Origin of the sequence: Marivita sp., assembly GCF_051859345.1 — a bacterium.
In the GTDB taxonomy this organism is placed as follows: domain Bacteria; phylum Pseudomonadota; class Alphaproteobacteria; order Rhodobacterales; family Rhodobacteraceae; genus Marivita.
In genome coordinates, this window is sequence record NZ_JBHYFV010000002.1 from 64,444 (window position 1) to 82,506 (window position 18,063).

Genomic DNA, 18,063 nt, shown 5'->3' on the forward strand with positions numbered 1-18,063 from the left:
GAAAACATCACGGCGGTGATCGGTCCCAGCATCAGCCAACGCGCCTACGAGGTGGGTCCGGAGTTCCTTGATGCCTTTTTGGCCGAAGACCCGCAGTTTGCACGGTTCTTCGTCAACGGCGCGGATGACCGGTTTCACTTTGACCTGCCGGGCTTTGGTCTGCACAAGCTGCGCACCGCCGGAATTGCCGCGGAATGGACACGGCACTGCACCTATTCGGACGCAGACCGCTTTTATTCCTATCGCCGTTCGACCCATGCCCGAGAGGCGGATTACGGGCGATTGATTTCGGTCATTCGACTTTGAACCCGCACCCTTGCGGATTGGTGCTCTGCCCAAAATCAATCACGACAATACACCGGGATTGTCCACGTTTGGTCACAAACGCGCCCAATTGCGAGGGTTAATTAGGATCAACGAAACAACAGAACACCCATCGGAGCAGTCCCATGTCGCGCACCTCGAAATTCATCGCCTCTGTCGTCGCAACCTCGAAAGACGAGTTGCCGGTTCTTCCGTTTCAGCGCGGCGCAGCGCGCAAGGCCATGTTCGACCGCATCAAGGCCGAGGCTGCCAACCAGCCGATTGCCAAGCGGGCGTAACCGCCAGACCTGAAAAGCGCACCTGCCGCAATATCCCCAATTGTGGCGCCGATGTTCCAAACCTCAAGACAATTCCCCAGAAGTCACTGAATTGGCCGCGATTTCGCGGCCAATTTTCGTTGTTTTTTGACGAATCAATCCCTATCGAGCCATCTTGGACCAACAAAATTGCACCGTCCTTCTGGTGTTGTTGGTGGGGGCCAACGCGGATGTGACCTAACCGTAAGGGTTCACATGGCTCAGACCTCGACCGATCGCGCATCGACGACGGATTTCAACGCCTATGCTGTTTCCACAGACCAAGTTGCCACGTTTGATGGGCAGCCTCGACGCGATGTTCCTCTCACCCGCACTATCGAGGCTGCCGCACTTCTGGCTGACCAGTCGGTGTCCGAGTCCTCTTTCACGGTTCCGGCCACGCCGACCTTCGAAGCCTGCGCTGCGGCTTTCGCGCGTGGCACGTTGATCTCGACCGTCATGGGGCCAATCGCGGTCGAGGATCTGATCCCCGGCGATCTGGTTGAGACCCATCGCGGACCGCAACCCATCGTCTGGATGGGTAGCACCACATATCTTCCGAATTTTGCCGGCGACACGACGTCACTTACCCATTTGCTGCGTTTGCCTGGGATCGGCATGAATCAAAGCGACCTGTTGCTTGGACCAGCCGCCCGTTTGGTTGTCCGTCAGGATCGCTTCAGCGACTTGCTGAACTGTGCCGCCGTTCTGGCACCAGCGTCCGATTATGTGGATGGCGACCGGATTCTGCGGGTTACACCTCCGGGACCGGTGCAGCTTTATCATTTCGCCTTGCAGCGGCACGGGATCATTCGTGCGAACGGACATGAACTCGAAAGCTACCACCCCGGTCGTGTGTCTGCTGCCGAAATCGGGTCATCGGTCCGCGAAATGATGCAGTCCATGTTCACCCATCTGCACGATCTCGAAGCGTTTGGGGACCTGGCTTTCCCACGCACTACCCGCAACGTCATCGAAACCTTGCGGGTGGCATGAGGGCGCGCGGCTAGCCTGCCTCCCCGAGGCGCGATTCAAGCACGTCGAACGGCACACCCGGTTCATCCTTGGCTCCCCGGATCACCAGCGACGTCTTGACGCTTCCGACATTCGGGGATGTCAGCAAATTGCCGGTCAGGAAGCTTTGAAAGGTGCTCAGATCGGGTGCGACACATTTCAGGATGAAATCCACCTCACCGTTGAGCATGTGGCATTCCCGAACCAGCGGCCATCCACGGCAACGGTCCTCAAAGGCGCGCAGGTCGGATTCGGCCTGGCTTTGCAAACCCACCATTGCGAACACCTGCACTTCGAACCCAAGCTCGCGGGGATCCACCTCGGCATGATAGCCGCGAATGAAGCCCTGCTCTTCCAATGTGCGCACCCGGCGCAGACATGGCGGCGCCGAAATGCCCACACGACGGGCCAGTTCGACATTGGTCATGCGACCGTCTGCTTGTAGTTCGGCCAAAATCTTGCGATCAATTGGATCCAACCGATGTGACGGCATCCTGAACATCCCAACTTTTTCGGCATTATTATAGCAACACCCGACTGTGCGCAATATTATTTCAACATTGCGCAACAATCTTAAAGCAATTGTCAAATGCCGGGAACGGGTCGATTTGCGCGCGCATTGATTTGCGAACCGGCGATGAGGCGCTTATATCCATTTTCCAGAATAGTTTAGTTCTGCTGCGACGCGAGGCTGCCCCATGTCCAACACACGCCACACCAAAGTTCTCATCATCGGCTCAGGCCCGGCGGGATACACCGCCGGTGTCTACGCAAGCCGCGCCATGCTGGACCCGATCCTTGTGCAAGGCATGGAGCCGGGAGGGCAGTTGACCACAACAACCGAGGTCGAGAACTGGCCCGGCGATACCGAGGTCCAGGGACCGGATCTGATGGTCCGGATGGAGGCCCATGCCCGTGCAATGGGAACCGAGATCATCGGTGACATCATCACCTCTCTCGACCTGTCGAAGCGGCCGTTCACGGCGCAGTCTGACAGTGGCACGGTCTACATCGCCGATGCCATCATCCTTGCGACGGGCGCCCGCGCCAAATGGCTGGGCCTGCCTTCGGAAGATGCGTTCAAGGGCTTTGGTGTGTCTGCGTGTGCCACCTGCGACGGGTTCTTCTATCGCGGCCAGGAAATCGTCGTTTTCGGCGGCGGCAACACCGCTGTGGAAGAGGCGCTGTTCCTTACGAATTTCGCCTCGAAAGTTACGCTGATCCACCGCCGCGACGAGTTGCGGGCAGAGAAGATCTTGCAGAACCGCCTGTTCAAGAACCCCAAGATCCAGACGCTTTGGCACCATCAGCTTGACGAGGTTTTCGGCACCGACATGCCCAAGGGAGTCGAAGGCGTGCGCATCAGACATGTCAAGACCGGCGAAATCACAGAGATCCCTTGCAAAGGTGTGTTCATCGCCATCGGACACGCCCCGGCGAACGAATTGGTCAAGGACACGCTTGAGACCCACATGGGCGGCTATGTCGTGACAAAACCAGACAGCACCGAAACGTCGATTCCCGGTGTGTTTGCGGCGGGTGATCTGACCGATCACAAGTATCGGCAGGCCGTGACATCAGCGGGCATGGGCTGCATGGCCGCTCTCGAGGCCGAACGGTTCCTTGCGGAAGTCGGGGATGACGCGGGCAAGGTTGTGACTGAACCTTTGGGATATGGTGCCGAGGTTCCGGCGGCTGGTTGAAAACGCATGACAGGCCGGGCCTTTGAGCCCGGCCTGATAATCAATCAGACTTCGATTAATTCACTTCACCGGTGGGACGCGGCGTTGCCGAAGTCTCGGCCGGTAGAACCGGATAGCTGACTTCCGGCATCTGACCGGTCAGTGAACCGAGGAACGCCGTGATCGCACCGATGTCTTCACCGCTCAGGTCTGCGCCAAGTTGCGACTCTGCCATGATGGCAACGGCAGTTTCGAGATCCCAAACCACACCCGAATGGAAATAGGGCGCGGTCACCGCGATGTTCCGCAAAGGTGCGGCACGGAAAACGTACTCGTCGATCGCGGTCTCGGTCACCGCAAAACGACCTTTGTCCCCTTCGGGCAGAACATCCGCGCCAGGCTTTTCAACAAGCCCGAACGGATAATACCCTTCGCCGCCCAAGTTGATGCCACCGTGACAGCTGGCACATCCGGATTCGACGAACAGATCCAGTCCAGCGAGTTGGATATCGCTCAGCGCCGCATCGTCACCGTTCAACCACGCATCAAACGGTGCAGGCGTGATCAATGTGGCCTCGTAAGCCTCGATCGCCTTGGCGAAGTTGTCGAATGTCACCGGATCGGCTTCATCAGGGAAGGACTCCTGAAACCATTCCACATATTGCGGCATGGAATTCAGCGTAGCGATGACATTCTCAGGTGTGTTGGCCATTTCGACGCCAGCTTGCACAGGGCCTTTTGCCTGCTCTGCAAGGTCGGCTGCACGGCCATCCCAGAATTGCGCGTCGTTGAACACGGAGTTCAGGACCGTCGGAGAGTTTCTTGGTCCTTTTTGCCATCCGTGACCGATCGACGTTGACATGTTGTCGTCACCGCCGGTCGCAAGGTTGTGGCACGAGTTGCACGAGAACACGCCCGACGCGGACATGCGCGGGTCGAAAAACAGCGCTTTTCCCAAGTCGATTTTTTCCGGTGTGATCGGGTTATCGGTCACAGCCGGGGTTGTCGACGGCAGCGGCGAAAAGATGTCCAGAGCAAGCTCTCGAAGCTCGCTGGAAGCGGCTGCACCTTGAGCAATCGCCAACAGCGATAGTGCAAGGGCAGTGGTATGTCTCAGGGTTGGCATGGTGCGGATAATCCTTTGTTAAAGCCGGGTTTCGCGCGCGTGCCAACATTAGAATAGATCTAAAACGACCAGCCTTGATCGAGGTCAAATCCGCAGAAGAATGGGCGTGAAAGACGATGTTCTGCAACACCCGACGAGGACAGCATGGTTTCAAGAAAACTGGCACAAATTCCGCACATCTTCCCGAATTGCCGCGCTGCAGTGCCTTGTTGCTGGACTTTGCGCCCCGACCGGGCGTAACCACCCCGCAAATTTGAAAAGTGAGCAGAACCATGTACCCGCAGAACCTTGCCCCGATTCCCGAGCTGTATGTCTCGTATGACAGTGCCCAGAAACTGAAGAACGAGGCGGCTGATCTGGTCAGTCATGACCTGACGCCGCGCCAGATTTGTGATCTGGAGCTTTTGATGAATGGCGGGTTCAACCCGCTCAAGGGGTTTCTGGGCGAAGAGGATTACAACGGCGTTGTTGAAAAGATGCGGCTGGCCGATGGAACGCTCTGGCCGATGCCGATCAATCTCGATGTGTCCGAAGCCTTTGCCGAGAGCCTTGAGATCGGTCAGGACATCGCGCTGCGCGACCAGGAGGGTGTGATCCTTGGCACCATGACCGTCACGGATCGCTGGACGCCCGACAAGGCCCGCGAAGCCGAAATGGTGTTTGGCGCGGATGACGATGCGCATCCGGCGGTGAACTATCTGCACAACAAGGCTGGAAAAGTCTATCTGGGTGGTCCTGTGACCGGCATCCAGCAACCCGTGCATTATGATTTTCGCGGCCGCCGCGACACGCCGAACGAATTGCGCGCCTATTTCCGCAAGCTGGGCTGGCGCAAGGTGGTGGCGTTCCAAACCCGCAATCCGCTGCACCGCGCGCATCAGGAACTGACGTTCCGTGCCGCGAAAGAGGCGCAGGCCAACCTGTTGATCCATCCGGTTGTCGGTCTCACCAAACCCGGCGATGTCGACCACTTTACCCGCGTGCGCTGCTATGAGGCGGTGCTGGACAAGTACCCGCAATCGACCACCACGATGAGCCTTCTCAACCTTGCCATGCGCATGGCCGGACCACGCGAAGCGGTGTGGCACGGGATCATCCGCCGCAACCATGGGTGTACGCATTTCATCGTTGGCCGCGATCACGCCGGACCGGGCAAGAATTCGGCTGGCGAGGATTTCTACGGCCCCTATGACGCACAAGACCTCTTCCGCGAGCATGAGGCCGAGATCGGTCTTGAGATGGTTGACTTCAAACACATGGTCTATGTGCAGGAACGCGCACAATACGAACCGATGGACGAAATCGCCGACAAGGACGATGTGACCATCCTCAACATCTCGGGCACCGAACTGCGCCGCCGTCTGGCTGAAGGACTTGAAATTCCGGAATGGTTCAGCTTTCCCGAAGTGGTCACGGAACTTCGCAAGACCCGGCCGCCGCGGTCACAGCAGGGCTTCACCGTATTCTTCACCGGCTTTTCGGGGTCGGGCAAATCCACCATCGCCAACGCGCTGATGGTCAAGCTGATGGAGATGGGAGGTCGTCCGGTCACGCTCCTGGACGGGGATATCGTGCGTAAGCACCTGTCGTCGGAGTTGGGCTTCAGCAAGGAACACCGCGATCTGAACATTCGCCGCATCGGCTATGTCGCGTCCGAGATCACCAAGAACGGCGGCATTGCCATCTGCGCACCGATTGCGCCCTATGCCACCACCCGCCGCGCCGTGCGTGAAGACATCGAGGCGTTTGGAGCCTTCATCGAGGTGCATGTCGCCACCACGCTCGAAGAATGCGAACGCCGCGATCGCAAGGGCCTGTACAAGCTGGCGCGCGAAGGCAAGATCAAGGAATTCACCGGGATTTCAGACCCTTATGATGTACCGGAAAACCCGGAACTGCGCGTCGAGACCGAGAATGTCGAGGTCGACAACTGCGCGCATCAGGTGATCCTGAAGCTTGAATCCATGGGATTGATCGCAGGGCAGTGATCGAAAAGCCGGGCCAGCGCCCGGCTTTTTTTCGCAGCATCGCGATTTTGCAAACCACCCGTCGCGCCCAAACGTCACCTTGATCACGATTGTCCCGCATGGCCCTATGCGGGACGGACGGTTGGAGACGGAAGAATTTTCATCCCGCGACTCTGCCTTGTGGCATGTGCTGTACTTCTGCCTCGGCTCGCGATGGCTGAACCTGTTTGTGACGATACGGTCCAGAAGGTCTGCATCGAAACGGTGCAAACGGGTGATCAGGTCGTCTTCTACGGCGAGAACCGCCATAGTTTGCTTCCCGTCACCGTCAATCTTGAGCTGTCATTGACGAACTTGACTCGAACTCAAGGTGCGGCTGGACCGTTTGTGCTTGATGGCAACAAGCGCGAGCGCCTGTTCACGCTGACGCAAAGACGCAATGCGTCATGGTCCTACAGGTACAATTTCACCTGGAGCCGGGGGGACATCACGGCCCGGCATGATGACAGTGTCAGTTATCGTCTGCCTTTTCCTTCTGGACGGTCGTTCAATGTCGGTCAAAGCTGCGATGGTGCGTTTACCCATTCCGGCGCACATCGCTATGCGATTGACTTCAATATGCCCGAAGGCACCCCGGTCCACGCGGCGCGTGCCGGAGTCGTGGTGTCGGTCAAAGAGGATTCGCGCCGCGGTGGGGCAAGTGAAAATTACCAGGACGACGGAAATCACGTCATCATCAAGCATGCCGACCGAACATTGGGACAGTATTTCCATCTGAAACCCAATGGCGCATCAGTCAGGCTGGGAGATCGGATACAGGCGGGATCGCTTATTGGTTATTCGGGGAATACGGGCCAATCCACCGGCCCGCATTTACATTTCGATGTGATCAAAGGTGCGGCAGGGATCAAGAGCGAGACGATACTGATCCGTTTCAACACCTCACGCGGTCCGGTGCGATGCCCCTCGCGGGGCACAACACTGAGCGCTGCCAACTGACGTTCGTCAATGCACCGTGACGGGTGCGAAATCGTTCTGACGCGCCAACATGAAGGCCAGCTTCCGGTCTTTCACAAGCGCCAGACGCTCACCATCGGCCCGGTGGACGGCATAAATGGTCTCTTGATCACCAACTTCATCCTGAACATCCTCGGGCAGGTCAGCCACGGCAACCGGGCGGACATAAACAAGGTTGGACTGGTCTGCATCTTTGAAATCGAACGGCGTATTCATGGTCTACCCCTTCTTGATCTGGATTGTCTGAACCACGGTCTCTGGACGCAACAGGGTCAGATCGACATGCAGCAGCCCGTTTTCCATGATCGCCTCTCCCACTTCGACACCATCGGCAAGCACAAAACTGCGCTGAAACTGGCGCGCGGCGATTCCGCGATGCAGGAATACGCGGTCGGCACTGTCGTCATGTTGCCGACCTCGGATCACAAGCTGTCTGTCCTCAACGGTTATGCTGAGATCTTGTTCCCGAAATCCTGCCACCGCCAGTGTGATCCGATAGGATCCGTCGGACGTCTGTTCGATATTGAAAGGCGGATACCCATCGTTGCCGGACTTCGCCGTCCGTTCCAGCAAGCGTTCAAGTTGCTCGAACCCAAGCAGATGGGGATAAGAACCCAAGGTCAGTTTCGTCATCGACACGTCCTTTGCATAAAGCGACTGTGTGGTCACGGCCCCGTTTTGGCGACCGGTCTGGTAGAAATATGGGGACGCGCCCCACAAGACGCAAGGGCTTTGCGGAATCACGGAATGCGGTTATCTTCAAAGTCTCAGCAACCGCAAGGGACCGCACAGCGTCATGAATGCTCCTACTGATCTGTCGATGAAAACGGACGATGTTCTGACGGTCGAACTCGAGGTCTTTCGCCGCGAGCATCGTGATCTGGACGACGCCATTCGGGCGTTGCAGAAAACCGGCACGGCGGATCAGCTGACACTGCAGCGCCTGAAAAAGAAGAAACTGCGGCTGAAAGACAAGATCTCGCAGATCGAAGACCGGCTCTTGCCGGATATCATTGCTTAGTCGTCCGGGCTGAGTTGCCCCTCTATCCGATCTGGCTATAGTGCCCGCTCTGAACACCTGAAGGGGCGCGATTGCCATGTCAGACACCATCAAAGTGGGCATCATCATGGGAAGCCAGTCAGACTGGCCGACGATGAAGGCCGCGGCCGACATTCTGGACACGCTGGACGTGCCCTACGACGCGAAGATCGTCTCGGCCCATCGCACACCTGACCGGCTTTGGGACTATGGCAAGACAGCTGTGGACCGTGGTCTGCAGGTGATCATCGCGGGTGCCGGAGGGGCGGCGCACTTGCCCGGAATGATGGCGTCCAAGACCCGCGTGCCGGTGATCGGAGTCCCGGTTCAGACAAAAGCCTTGTCCGGTGTCGACAGCCTGTATTCCATCCTGCAAATGCCGCGCGGATACCCGGTGGCAACAATGGCGATTGGGTCGACAGGTGCGGCCAATGCGGGGTTGATGGCTGCGGGCATCCTGGCATTGCAGGATCCGGCGCTTGCGGCACGTTTGGACCAATGGCGCACGGACCTTTCGGACTCTATCCCAGACGCGCCCTCAGACGACGGATAACATCATGACGCTGTCTCTTCCGCTTGGATCAACCATCGGCATCATCGGCGGCGGCCAATTGGGCAGGATGCTGTCCGTCGCCGCCAGCAGGCTGGGTTTTCAATGCCACATCTTTGAACCGGGTGCCGAACCGCCGGCGGGACAGGTGGCTCAGCGCGTGACCACGGCCGCCTATGATGACGAGTCCGCGTTGCGCGCCTTTGGCAACGCTGTCGATCTCATCACCTATGAATTCGAAAATATCCCCACCGCCGCGCTTGATCTGTTGCAGGATCTGGCCCCGATCCATCCGGGCCGCGAGGCGTTGCGGGTCAGTCAGGACCGGCTGACGGAAAAGACCTTCCTGCAGCAACTGGGCCTGAAGACCGCCCCGTTCGCGGACATCACCGATGCCGCAAGTCTGGAAATGGCACTGGCAGAGATCGGAACCCCGTCAATCCTGAAAACCCGGCGCTTTGGATATGATGGCAAGGGTCAGGCGCGGATCACTGCGCCCGAAGACGCAGCGCAGGCATTGGCCGATATGCAGGGCGCACCGTCCATCCTTGAGGGATTCGTCGATTTCTCGCACGAAGTCTCCGTCATTGCCGCGCGTGGCCTTGATGGGGCGGTGGCCGCATTCGATCCGGGCGAAAACGTGCATTCCGATGGCATTCTTCGCACCACCACCGTTCCCGCACGCCTGTCCGCCAGTCAGCGCACCGACGCAGTCCTGATCGCCGCGCAGGTGGCGAATGCGCTGAATTATGTGGGGGTGTTGGGGGTCGAGCTGTTTGTGACACCGGGTGGTCTGATCGTGAACGAAATTGCGCCGCGTGTGCACAATTCAGGGCACTGGACGCAGAATGGCTGCGCCGTGGATCAATTCGAACAGCACATCCGCGCCATCACCGGATGGCCTTTGGGCGACGGCCAACGCCATGCCGATGTAGTGATGGAGAACCTGATCGGTGACGATATGGAGCGCGTGCCGGACCTGGCCAAAACCCCAGACTGCGCGCTGCATCTATATGGCAAGGCGGAAACCAAGCCGGGTCGCAAGATGGGCCATGTGAACCACGTCAAGCGCGCCTGATCTTCTCTGGCTCAAAAATATCCCGCGAAGTTTGAGCGGCTGGCCCCTCAATCCCGCAGGAACCGTTCCGCCACCGGTCCGGACAGATGCGCCACTTTCCCCGCTGCAAATGTTGCCACAACGCGTCGCGTCTGCGGGTTTAGCACGATGAGATCAGCACGTTTTCCGAGTTCCAGGTCGCCACGATCCGTCAACCCAAGCATTTGCGCCGGACCAGCGGACACCATCCGCCAGGCGCTTTGCAGATCGCACAGACCAAGCTCTTCAAGCCGGAACGCGGCGCGCAGGGGCGACGGATAGTGGTAGTCCGAGGCCAGCGCATTGCACAGACCGGCTGCAACCAGATTCTGCGCCGCGATATTGCCCGCATGACTGGCGCCGCGCACCACGTTGGGCGCGCCCAGGACGATGTGCGCACCATCTGCGCGCGCCGCGTGCGCCGCTTCGAGCGTTTCGGGAAATTCGCTGACAGTCACCCCGCGCTTGGACGAAGCAACGCGATCTTCGGCGGTGCTGTCGTCATGGCTTCCCAGGACAATGCCCCGCCTGCGCAGGCTATCGGACAGGTTATCCAAAGCGGCAGGCACCTCGGCTGATCGGGCGTGCAGATCCTGCATCAACGCCAGATGGGTCTCCGGGCTGCGGCCACTCTTGAGCGCCTGTCCGGTCAAACGTGGCGGCGTGCGCCCTTCGGCCAGGCGTTTGTGGGGCAGATGATCGTTGAAGACGACGTAACCGATATCAAAGCGGTCAATCGCAGCCTCGGCACGCGCAAATTCATCCATCAAATGCGTTTCAAGCCGCAATTGCAGGCGCAGGTCAACTGGAACCGAAGGTCTGACGGCGCAGACGCTTTCGAACACGTGTTCTGCAAAATCGGGGCCGCGCATACCGCCTTCCCAGCTGAAGAATTGCGCTAGCACGGCAGTGGTGATCCCATTGGCAGCCAACTCGGCAGCAGCCGCGACAACGCCGTATTCGGCCTCGCGCAGGGCGCCCCGACGTGGCGCCATGTGACGTTCGAACCCGTCTCCATGCGCGTCAACGATCCCCGGCAGAACAAGATATCCGGACAGATCTATCTCGCGCCCCGCCCGACTGTCTTGCACATACCCTTCGGAAAGGGACAGCGGCGCGGCGCTCCAGCCGGACGGCGTCAGCACTCTTGCTCCGACAAACGTACAGTCAATCGCCATCCGAAGCCTCCGGGCATATTCCGAAGATGCAGACCAGCTCTTCGGAATTGATCGCCTCGGTCCAGTCCAACTCCGGGTCAAAGCGACCAGTATGCAAAAAAAGGTCGACCTGCGCGATCACGGAGGGAGCTTGCATGATAAACGTATGGCTCACCGGCATCGTCAAGTGTGCGCGCATGCCCTTCACCTTGGTCGATGCGATCGACACCTTGCAATCGTCCTCACCCGCAATCAGACTAGAAAAGAACGGATTGAGCGAGCGCGTGCCCGCGATGACCCCCAGTTCGAAGTCCCCCGCTGGCAAGGACTTGGGCAGATCGTTCGGAGACGTTCCAAGCTGCTGCCCCGCAGGCCCATTGAGCCACTCAAACAGCTCCAATCCACCAAGTTGATCCACCAGTTCGCTGCCCTGATTGGGTGGTGCCAGCATGACGACCCGGCCCAGATTGGCCGGACGATTGTCCTGCAACCAGAACCGCAACAGGATGCCGCCCATGGAATGGGTCACAAAATCCACCCGATCATCGCCGCAGTTGGCAACGGCGTCCGGCAGCGTTTCCTCGACAAGTGTCTGGATACGCTTCGTGGTTGACGGATAGCCGGGTGCCTTGACCACATAGCCTTTCGCCTCGAGAACCGATTGCATCAGGGCAAAGGATGTCTCTGTCCGTGCGAGGCCGTGCAAAAGGATCACGCACTCCGCACGCGCGGGCGCTGCTGCAGAGAGAAAGGTGATCGCGGTTGCGATGGACAAAAGGATGGTGCGGATCATGTGCGTCAGATACGCTGTGCCGTGGTCATTAGAAAGAGGCTAGCGCCGCGACGTCACGGCGAGAAGCACACCACCCAAAACCAAAAGGGCCGCTGTTGCGAGGCGCAAGTTCACTATTTCAGACAGCACCAGCGCGCCGCCCGCCATGGCAATGACAGGCACCGTCAACTGGGCCACGGCCGCCGTGCTGCCGCGCAGTTGCGGCAGGACCGTGTACCAGAGTGCGTAGCCAAGCCCCGAAGTCACTGCGCCAGAGACGACGGCCATGGTCAGGCCGAACGCGCTTGCGGTTGAAATCCCCGTGTCGCCGGTGATCCCCGAAAGACCCAGCGCGAGGAACACGGCAATCACGGCGGCGATTCCGAAATTGGCCGCTGTCGCGCCCAGCGCGTCAGACAAGCGACGCCCGTTCAGGGAATAAAACCCCCATCCAATCCCGGCGGCTGCCATCGACATGGCATGCCAGACACTTGGGGCAGAGGCCTGACCCGGCAAGAGCAACCACGCCAACCCACTAAAGGCCAACAGCGCCCCCGTCCATCGCTGTGGCGAGGGCCGTTCTCCGCAGAGAAGAGCACCGGCGAACATGGTGATCTGCACCATCCCGAAGAGGATCAGCGCGCCCAAGCCGGCATCAAGACTTTGATAGGCAACCGAAAATCCAAAAATATAGACAAGCAAAGACGACACACCCACCAAGCGCCTTGTTCCACCAAGGGACAGTTTGCGATCCCGGAGCCACACAAGACTTGCGAGCATGATCGCACCAGCCAAAAGCCGAACCACGCCAAAACTGATCGCGTCAATGTCACCGGCAGTGAGCGCGACCCGGTTCAGAATCGAGTTTGCCGCGAAGGCAAACATGGTCAGGGATGTGAGCAGAACCAGATGCATGGCGATGCGTAGCGCGCGGCATCACCAGAGGCCATATCCCACGTTGCGAAAGATCGACCGTGCACCCGCGAAGACCCAAAATTCCCGGTGCAAAGAATGCTGCTTCATGCGTGAACCACTGCGAAACCCTGCAAGCCGGAAACAAACAAAGGCGCCCGAAGGCGCCTTTGCTCAAACTCGTGACAGCATGTGCTGACCGGTATCCCGAAGGATACCAGGCAGATTACATCATGCCGCCCATGCCGCCCATGCCGCCCATGTCCGGCATACCGCCACCGGCGCCTTCTTTTTGCGGCTTGTCAGCAACCATCGCTTCGGTTGTGATCAGCAGGCCAGCGATCGAGGACGCATCCTCGAGTGCTGTGCGGACAACCTTTGCCGGGTCGATCACGCCGAACTTGAACATGTCGCCATATTCGTCGGTCTGCGCGTTGTAGCCGAACTTCAGGTCGTCGCTTTCGCGGATCTTGCCCGCAACGACGGAACCGTCGACGCCTGCGTTTTCAGCGATCTGGCGCAGCGGGGATTCCAGCGCCTTGCGAACGATGGCGATACCGGCGTTCTGGTCGCTGTTGGCACCTTCGAGGCCAGCCAATGTCTTGGCCGCCTGAACAAGCGCAACGCCACCACCGACGACAACACCTTCCTGAACCGCAGCGCGGGTCGCGTTCAGAGCATCGTCAACACGGTCCTTGCGCTCTTTCACTTCGGTTTCGGTCATGCCGCCAACCCGGATGACAGCAACGCCGCCTGCGAGTTTCGCAACACGCTCTTGCAGCTTCTCACGGTCGTAATCGGACGTGGTCTCTTCGATCTGGTTGCGGATCTGGGCAACGCGTGCCTCGATCTCGGCCTTCTCGCCAGCGCCGTCAACGATGGTGGTCTCGTCTTTGGTGATCTGGATTTTCTTGGCGGAACCAAGCATGTCCATGGTCACGTTCTCGAGCTTCATGCCAAGATCTTCCGAGATCACCTGACCGCCGGTCAGGATCGCGATGTCCTGAAGCATCGCCTTGCGACGATCGCCAAAGCCCGGTGCCTTGACCGCTGCGATCTTCAGACCGCCACGCAGCTTGTTGACCACGAGAGTCGCCAGCGCTTCGCCTTCGACGTCTTCTGCGATAATCAGCAGCGGCTTCTGCGACTGGATCACCTGCTCGAGCAGCGGAACCATCGGCTGAAGCGACGACAGTTTCTTCTCGTGCAGCAGGACAATGCAGTCCTCCAGCTCGGCTGTCATCTTGTCGGCATTGGTCACGAAATAGGGGCTCAGATAGCCACGGTCGAACTGCATGCCTTCGACAACATCGGTCTCGGTCTCGAGGCCTTTGTTTTCTTCGACGGTGATCACACCCTCGTTGCCGACTTTCTGCATCGCATCCGCGATCTGGCGGCCGATTTCGGCTTCGCCGTTTGCAGAGATGGTGCCGACCTGTGCGACTTCGGCACTGTCGTTGACCGGGCGTGCTGCGGCCTTGATCGCTTCGACAACCTTGGAGGTCGCCAGATCAATACCACGCTTGAGGTCCATCGGGTTCATGCCCGCTGCAACCGACTTCATGCCTTCCTTGACGATGGCCTGGGCCAGAACCGTCGCGGTGGTGGTGCCGTCGCCGGCTTCGTCATTGGTGCGGGAAGCGACTTCCTTTACCATCTGCGCGCCCATGTTCTCGAACTTGTCGTCGAGTTCGATTTCCTTGGCGACAGAGACACCGTCCTTGGTGATGCGTGGGGAGCCGAACGATTTGTCCAGAACCACGTTGCGGCCTTTGGGGCCGAGGGTCACTTTGACGGCGTCGGCAAGGATGTTCACACCCTTGAGCATCCGGTTACGCGCGTCCGTGCTGAATTTTACGTCTTTTGCAGACATCTCATAATCTCCACTAATTAGTCAGAGTTGGTGTTCGCGATCACGACGGGCGTTCAGGCAGCTTTCGCTTCTGCATCGTCCGAAATGATGCCGAGGATGTCCGACTCCTTCATGATGAGGAGTTCTTCGCCATTGACCGTCACCTCGGTGCCCGACCATTTGCCAAAAAGGACCTTGTCGCCTGCGGCGACAGCCATCTCGATCAGCTCGCCACTGTCTTTGCGCGCGCCATCGCCACACGCAACAACCATGCCTTCTGCAGGTTTTTCTTTGGCGCTATCTGGAATGATCAGGCCACCAGCAGTTTTATCATCGCTCTCAACGCGACGGACCAGCACACGGTCATGAAGCGGTTTGAATGCCATCTTCGAGTCTCCTTGCTCAAAGGTTTCACTTGAAAGTCCCTCGCTCTTCGAAGGACTGTTGTCACTCTATTGGTACGAGTGCTAACGGCGTGTAGTTAGGCATGCCAAGACAGTGAGTCAACACGCTTGTCAGCAAATTTATTCAGGTCTCGGACGGATCAGTCGCTGGCGTGATCAGTAGCTTGGTGAGCGTTCTGCCCAACCCGCAAAAATCTTTTCCAATGCGACAACCACATAATAAAGCACGATACCCATCAGAGCGAGCGCAATGAGCACCGCAAACATCAATGGATAGTCCGAGTTCGTCTTGCCGGAATCAAACAGCGCGCCCAACCCGCGTCCATGCGGCGAGACAATCTCCATAAGGTTGGTTCCGATAAAGGCCAGCGTCACCGCCACTTTCAAAGCACCGAAAAACTCGGGCAAGGTCTTGGGCAGCGCGATTTTCCAGAAGATCGCCGTTTTGGACGCCCCGAGAGAGCGAAGGATGTCCCGGTATTCCGGTTCAAGCGTGCTGAGCCCAATCGAAACCGAAACCGCAATCGGAAAGAACGAAATCATGAAGGCGATCAAGATGGTATTGAAGTTGTGTTGCCCGACGAACAGCAACGCCACGATGGGCACAACTGTCGCCTTTGGAATGGCGTTGAAGCCCACAAGCAACGGGTAAAGTGCATCGCGCATCAGCCGCGAGAACCCCATGACCATGCCAAGCAGCACGCCAAACGCGATGGCCAGAACGAGTCCGACCACGGTCCGCCACAACGTTTGCCACCCCATGACGATGAAAAGGTCCCAGTAGCGCGCATAGGCCGGTGGCAGGTCCGAGGGCGAGGCCATGACATAATTGGGCCAGTCGTTCACCCAGACCAGAAATTCCCAAAAAAGGCCAAAAATGACGATCGCGGCCACAGGCACCAGAATACTGCGTATGTTCATCGGCCTGCCTCGACTGAGTCTGTACGACCCTGTGCAATCTGGATCTGATGGCGCAGGATGTTCAGCGCTTCGGCGGATTGTGGGGTGTAAAGATGTTCGATGTCCCTCTCGCCCGTCAGATGCACATCCATGACATATTGCGTCCGCGCCGGGCGTCCGGACAAAACCACAACCTGATCGGCAAGAAAGATTGATTCGCGCAGATCGTGTGTGATCAGGACACCCGTAAACGGCTCTTCGGCCTTGACCTTGTGCATGGTCTGCCAAAGGTCTTCGCGGGTGAAGGCATCCAACGCGCCGAAGGGTTCATCCAGGATCAGCACTTCTGGCTTGTGAACGATGGACCTGCACAGCGACGCACGCTGGCGCATGCCCCCCGACAATTCGCTTGGGCGTTTGTCCTCGAACCCTTCCAGCCCGACAAGCGCCAAAAGGCTGCGTGCGCGCTCTTCCTGATCGCGCTTGGACATCTTTGTCGGCACGATCTCAAGCGGCAGCATCACGTTTTGAAGGATGGTCCGCCATTCCAACAGCACTGGATTCTGGAACGCCATGCCGACGGTTGATTTTGGTCCCTTGACCAGTTCCCCATGCAACCAGACCTCGCCCTCATCCGGTTTCATCAACCCCGCAATCAGACGGGTCAAGGTGGACTTGCCGCAACCGGACGGGCCGACAACCGCGGCAAAACCACCTTCGGGCACGGTCAATTCCAAGCCATCAAGCACTGGCAACGGGCCGGCCTTGGTCTGGTAGGCGTGCCGCACGCCTTTGATTTCAATCAGAGTATCGGACACGCGCACCGCCTGGGGTCACAGGGCCAACCGAATAATCCAGGCTGGCCCAGAGTTGGAGTTATTTCAGCATCCGCATGCTGGCATCGGGCAGATAGGCGTCGGTGAAGTACAGGCTCGCATCTGGTGTGTTCTGAAACTCGTAGGTCAGCGCGACCTGCTCGAGCGCGGTTGCCATACGGTCAGCATCAATGCCACCCATGCCATTTTCCATGACGTAATCGGTCGCGACATTTGCGTCGATCGACAACTCCAGGCGTCGTTGCTCAAGCTCCGCATCGGCAGCCGGATTACGTTCGATCAGGCTTTCGATCGCGGATGCCGGATCGGCAATCGAATCCTTCCAGCCAGCCGCAATCGCACCAATAAAGCCCTTGATGACCTCTGGGTTGGCAGCAGCGTAATCCGTGTTTGCGATGATCGCGTTGCCATACAGGGCAAGGCCATAATCCGCCATCAGAATAGTGGAAATGTCATCTTCCGGAACACCCAACCGCACGAGGTTCAGGTAGGATGAAAAGGAAAAGCCCGTGACAGCCGCGACATTGCCTTCTGCAAGCATCGGCTCACGCGTGGGGAAACCTACCGGTTCGACAGTGATGGCATCGACGTCCAGATCATTGGCAATCGCAAACGCCGGGAATTGCGCCCAGGCCCCATCGGGGGGCGGAGCACCCAGCACGCGACCCTCGAGATCCTTGGGGACATTCACACCCAGCGATTTACGCCCGATGATGGCAAAAGGCGGCTTGTCATACACCATCATCACTGCAGTGACCGGCGCACCCGGGTTCTGGTCAAGAAACGTGATCAACGAATTGATATCGGCAAAGCCAACCGGGAACGCACCGGTTGCCACTTTCGGAATCGCGTCAAGCGACCCTTGACCGGCCGAAATTTCAACCGACAGGTCGGCGGCCTCGAAAAAACCCTTGTCGATGGCGACGAAATACGGCGCGGACGGCCCTTCGAATTTCCAGTCCAGCGCGAATGGAAGGTCGGTCTGCGCAAGCGCGGTACCAGCAAGGCCAAGGGTTGCAGCAAAGGCCGCGAGAGTTTGTTTCAGCTTTGGATTATCCCCAGTTTTTCCGCGCCAACCTGTGGCATCCAAATGAGAAACGGAACGCAAAGCGGAAATAT

General features: G+C 58.5%; 21 protein-coding genes. 9 read left to right on the top strand and 12 right to left on the bottom strand.

What is annotated here, in order from left to right; translation table 11 throughout:
* The 3 genes from ACTIEN_RS01840 to ACTIEN_RS01850 all read left to right on the top strand — a co-directional run.
* On the top strand, window positions 1–306 hold a 306-nt coding region (locus ACTIEN_RS01840), incomplete at its 5' end, for a laccase domain-containing protein (protein ID WP_439521397.1).
* A 143-nt stretch (window positions 307–449) separates the two neighbouring features.
* Window positions 450–602, top strand: a complete 153-nt coding sequence (locus tag ACTIEN_RS01845; protein WP_439521398.1) for a hypothetical protein — start codon at window positions 450–452, stop codon at window positions 600–602.
* Between the two features lie 234 nt (window positions 603–836).
* A complete protein-coding gene (locus ACTIEN_RS01850) occupies window positions 837–1,616 on the top strand; it encodes a Hint domain-containing protein (RefSeq protein ID WP_439521399.1) in 780 nt (259 codons plus the stop codon).
* A gap of 10 nt (window positions 1,617–1,626) precedes the next feature.
* Here ACTIEN_RS01850 and ACTIEN_RS01855 read toward each other — a convergent pair whose 3' ends face one another.
* Window positions 1,627–2,127, bottom strand: coding sequence for an Lrp/AsnC family transcriptional regulator (locus tag ACTIEN_RS01855; protein WP_439521400.1), 501 nt, complete (start codon window positions 2,125–2,127; stop codon window positions 1,627–1,629).
* Window positions 2,128–2,332: 205 nt separating this feature from the next.
* Between ACTIEN_RS01855 and trxB the strand changes: the two genes are divergently transcribed.
* On the top strand, window positions 2,333–3,337 hold the full coding sequence (gene trxB / locus ACTIEN_RS01860) for a thioredoxin-disulfide reductase (RefSeq protein ID WP_439521401.1): 1,005 nt from the start codon (window positions 2,333–2,335) through the stop codon (window positions 3,335–3,337).
* A 55-nt stretch (window positions 3,338–3,392) separates the two neighbouring features.
* On the opposite strand, the gene ACTIEN_RS01865 is transcribed toward trxB, so the two are convergent.
* Window positions 3,393–4,442: a cytochrome-c peroxidase gene (locus ACTIEN_RS01865; RefSeq protein ID WP_439521402.1), complete on the bottom strand. Its 1,050-nt coding sequence runs from the start codon at window positions 4,440–4,442 to the stop codon at window positions 3,393–3,395.
* A 272-nt stretch (window positions 4,443–4,714) separates the two neighbouring features.
* Between ACTIEN_RS01865 and ACTIEN_RS01870 the strand changes: the two genes are divergently transcribed.
* Together ACTIEN_RS01870 and ACTIEN_RS01875 are read left to right on the top strand one after the other, a co-directional pair.
* Window positions 4,715–6,430 (top strand): bifunctional sulfate adenylyltransferase/adenylylsulfate kinase, encoded by a 1,716-nt coding sequence (locus ACTIEN_RS01870; RefSeq protein ID WP_439521403.1) that lies wholly within the window; start codon window positions 4,715–4,717, stop codon window positions 6,428–6,430.
* Window positions 6,431–6,622: 192 nt separating this feature from the next.
* On the top strand, window positions 6,623–7,408 hold the full coding sequence (locus ACTIEN_RS01875) for a M23 family metallopeptidase (RefSeq protein ID WP_439521404.1): 786 nt from the start codon (window positions 6,623–6,625) through the stop codon (window positions 7,406–7,408).
* Between the two features lie 6 nt (window positions 7,409–7,414).
* Here the strand turns inward: ACTIEN_RS01875 and ACTIEN_RS01880 are convergent, their stop codons facing one another.
* Both ACTIEN_RS01880 and ACTIEN_RS01885 read right to left on the bottom strand, forming a co-directional pair.
* Window positions 7,415–7,642, bottom strand: a complete 228-nt coding sequence (locus ACTIEN_RS01880; protein WP_439521405.1) for a DUF1150 family protein — start codon at window positions 7,640–7,642, stop codon at window positions 7,415–7,417.
* A gap of 3 nt (window positions 7,643–7,645) precedes the next feature.
* Entirely contained in the window at window positions 7,646–8,059 is a 414-nt protein-coding gene (locus tag ACTIEN_RS01885; RefSeq protein WP_439521406.1) for an Hsp20 family protein, read from the bottom strand.
* A 163-nt stretch (window positions 8,060–8,222) separates the two neighbouring features.
* On the opposite strand from ACTIEN_RS01885, the gene ACTIEN_RS01890 reads away from it, so the two are divergent.
* From ACTIEN_RS01890 to ACTIEN_RS01900, 3 genes are all read left to right on the top strand, one after another.
* Complete coding sequence (locus ACTIEN_RS01890; RefSeq protein ID WP_439521407.1) at window positions 8,223–8,447, top strand: YdcH family protein; 225 nt, start codon at window positions 8,223–8,225, stop codon at window positions 8,445–8,447.
* Window positions 8,448–8,523: 76 nt separating this feature from the next.
* Window positions 8,524–9,018, top strand: a complete 495-nt coding sequence (gene purE, locus ACTIEN_RS01895; protein ID WP_439521408.1) for a 5-(carboxyamino)imidazole ribonucleotide mutase — start codon at window positions 8,524–8,526, stop codon at window positions 9,016–9,018.
* A gap of 4 nt (window positions 9,019–9,022) precedes the next feature.
* Window positions 9,023–10,093, top strand: a complete 1,071-nt coding sequence (locus ACTIEN_RS01900) for a 5-(carboxyamino)imidazole ribonucleotide synthase (protein WP_439521409.1) — start codon at window positions 9,023–9,025, stop codon at window positions 10,091–10,093.
* Between the two features lie 47 nt (window positions 10,094–10,140).
* Here ACTIEN_RS01900 and ACTIEN_RS01905 read toward each other — a convergent pair whose 3' ends face one another.
* From ACTIEN_RS01905 to ACTIEN_RS01940, 8 genes are all read right to left on the bottom strand, one after another.
* Entirely contained in the window at window positions 10,141–11,289 is a 1,149-nt protein-coding gene (locus ACTIEN_RS01905) for an alpha-D-ribose 1-methylphosphonate 5-triphosphate diphosphatase (RefSeq protein WP_439521410.1), read from the bottom strand.
* A complete protein-coding gene (locus ACTIEN_RS01910) occupies window positions 11,279–12,061 on the bottom strand; it encodes an esterase/lipase family protein (RefSeq protein ID WP_439521411.1) in 783 nt (260 codons plus the stop codon). The genes ACTIEN_RS01905 and ACTIEN_RS01910 overlap by 11 nt, the downstream gene beginning before the upstream one ends.
* Before the next feature lie 39 nt (window positions 12,062–12,100).
* The gene (locus ACTIEN_RS01915) at window positions 12,101–12,955 is read right to left on the bottom strand and encodes a DMT family transporter (protein WP_439521412.1); all 855 of its coding nucleotides are present in this window, start codon (window positions 12,953–12,955) and stop codon (window positions 12,101–12,103) included.
* Between the two features lie 223 nt (window positions 12,956–13,178).
* Window positions 13,179–14,825 (bottom strand): chaperonin GroEL, encoded by a 1,647-nt coding sequence (gene groL / locus ACTIEN_RS01920; RefSeq protein WP_439521413.1) that lies wholly within the window; start codon window positions 14,823–14,825, stop codon window positions 13,179–13,181.
* A 53-nt stretch (window positions 14,826–14,878) separates the two neighbouring features.
* Window positions 14,879–15,190, bottom strand: a complete 312-nt coding sequence (locus ACTIEN_RS01925) for a co-chaperone GroES (RefSeq protein ID WP_439521414.1) — start codon at window positions 15,188–15,190, stop codon at window positions 14,879–14,881.
* 174 nt (window positions 15,191–15,364) lie between these two features.
* Window positions 15,365–16,129, bottom strand: coding sequence for an ABC transporter permease (locus ACTIEN_RS01930; RefSeq protein ID WP_439521415.1), 765 nt, complete (start codon window positions 16,127–16,129; stop codon window positions 15,365–15,367).
* Window positions 16,126–16,926 carry an ABC transporter ATP-binding protein gene (locus tag ACTIEN_RS01935; protein ID WP_439521416.1) on the bottom strand — a complete coding sequence of 267 codons (801 nt, stop codon included), beginning with the start codon at window positions 16,924–16,926 and terminating at the stop codon, window positions 16,126–16,128. Before ACTIEN_RS01935 ends, ACTIEN_RS01930 begins: the two co-directional genes overlap by 4 nt.
* A gap of 58 nt (window positions 16,927–16,984) precedes the next feature.
* Window positions 16,985–17,989 carry an ABC transporter substrate-binding protein gene (locus tag ACTIEN_RS01940; RefSeq protein WP_439521590.1) on the bottom strand — a complete coding sequence of 335 codons (1,005 nt, stop codon included), beginning with the start codon at window positions 17,987–17,989 and terminating at the stop codon, window positions 16,985–16,987.
* Window positions 17,990–18,063 lie beyond the last annotated feature (74 nt).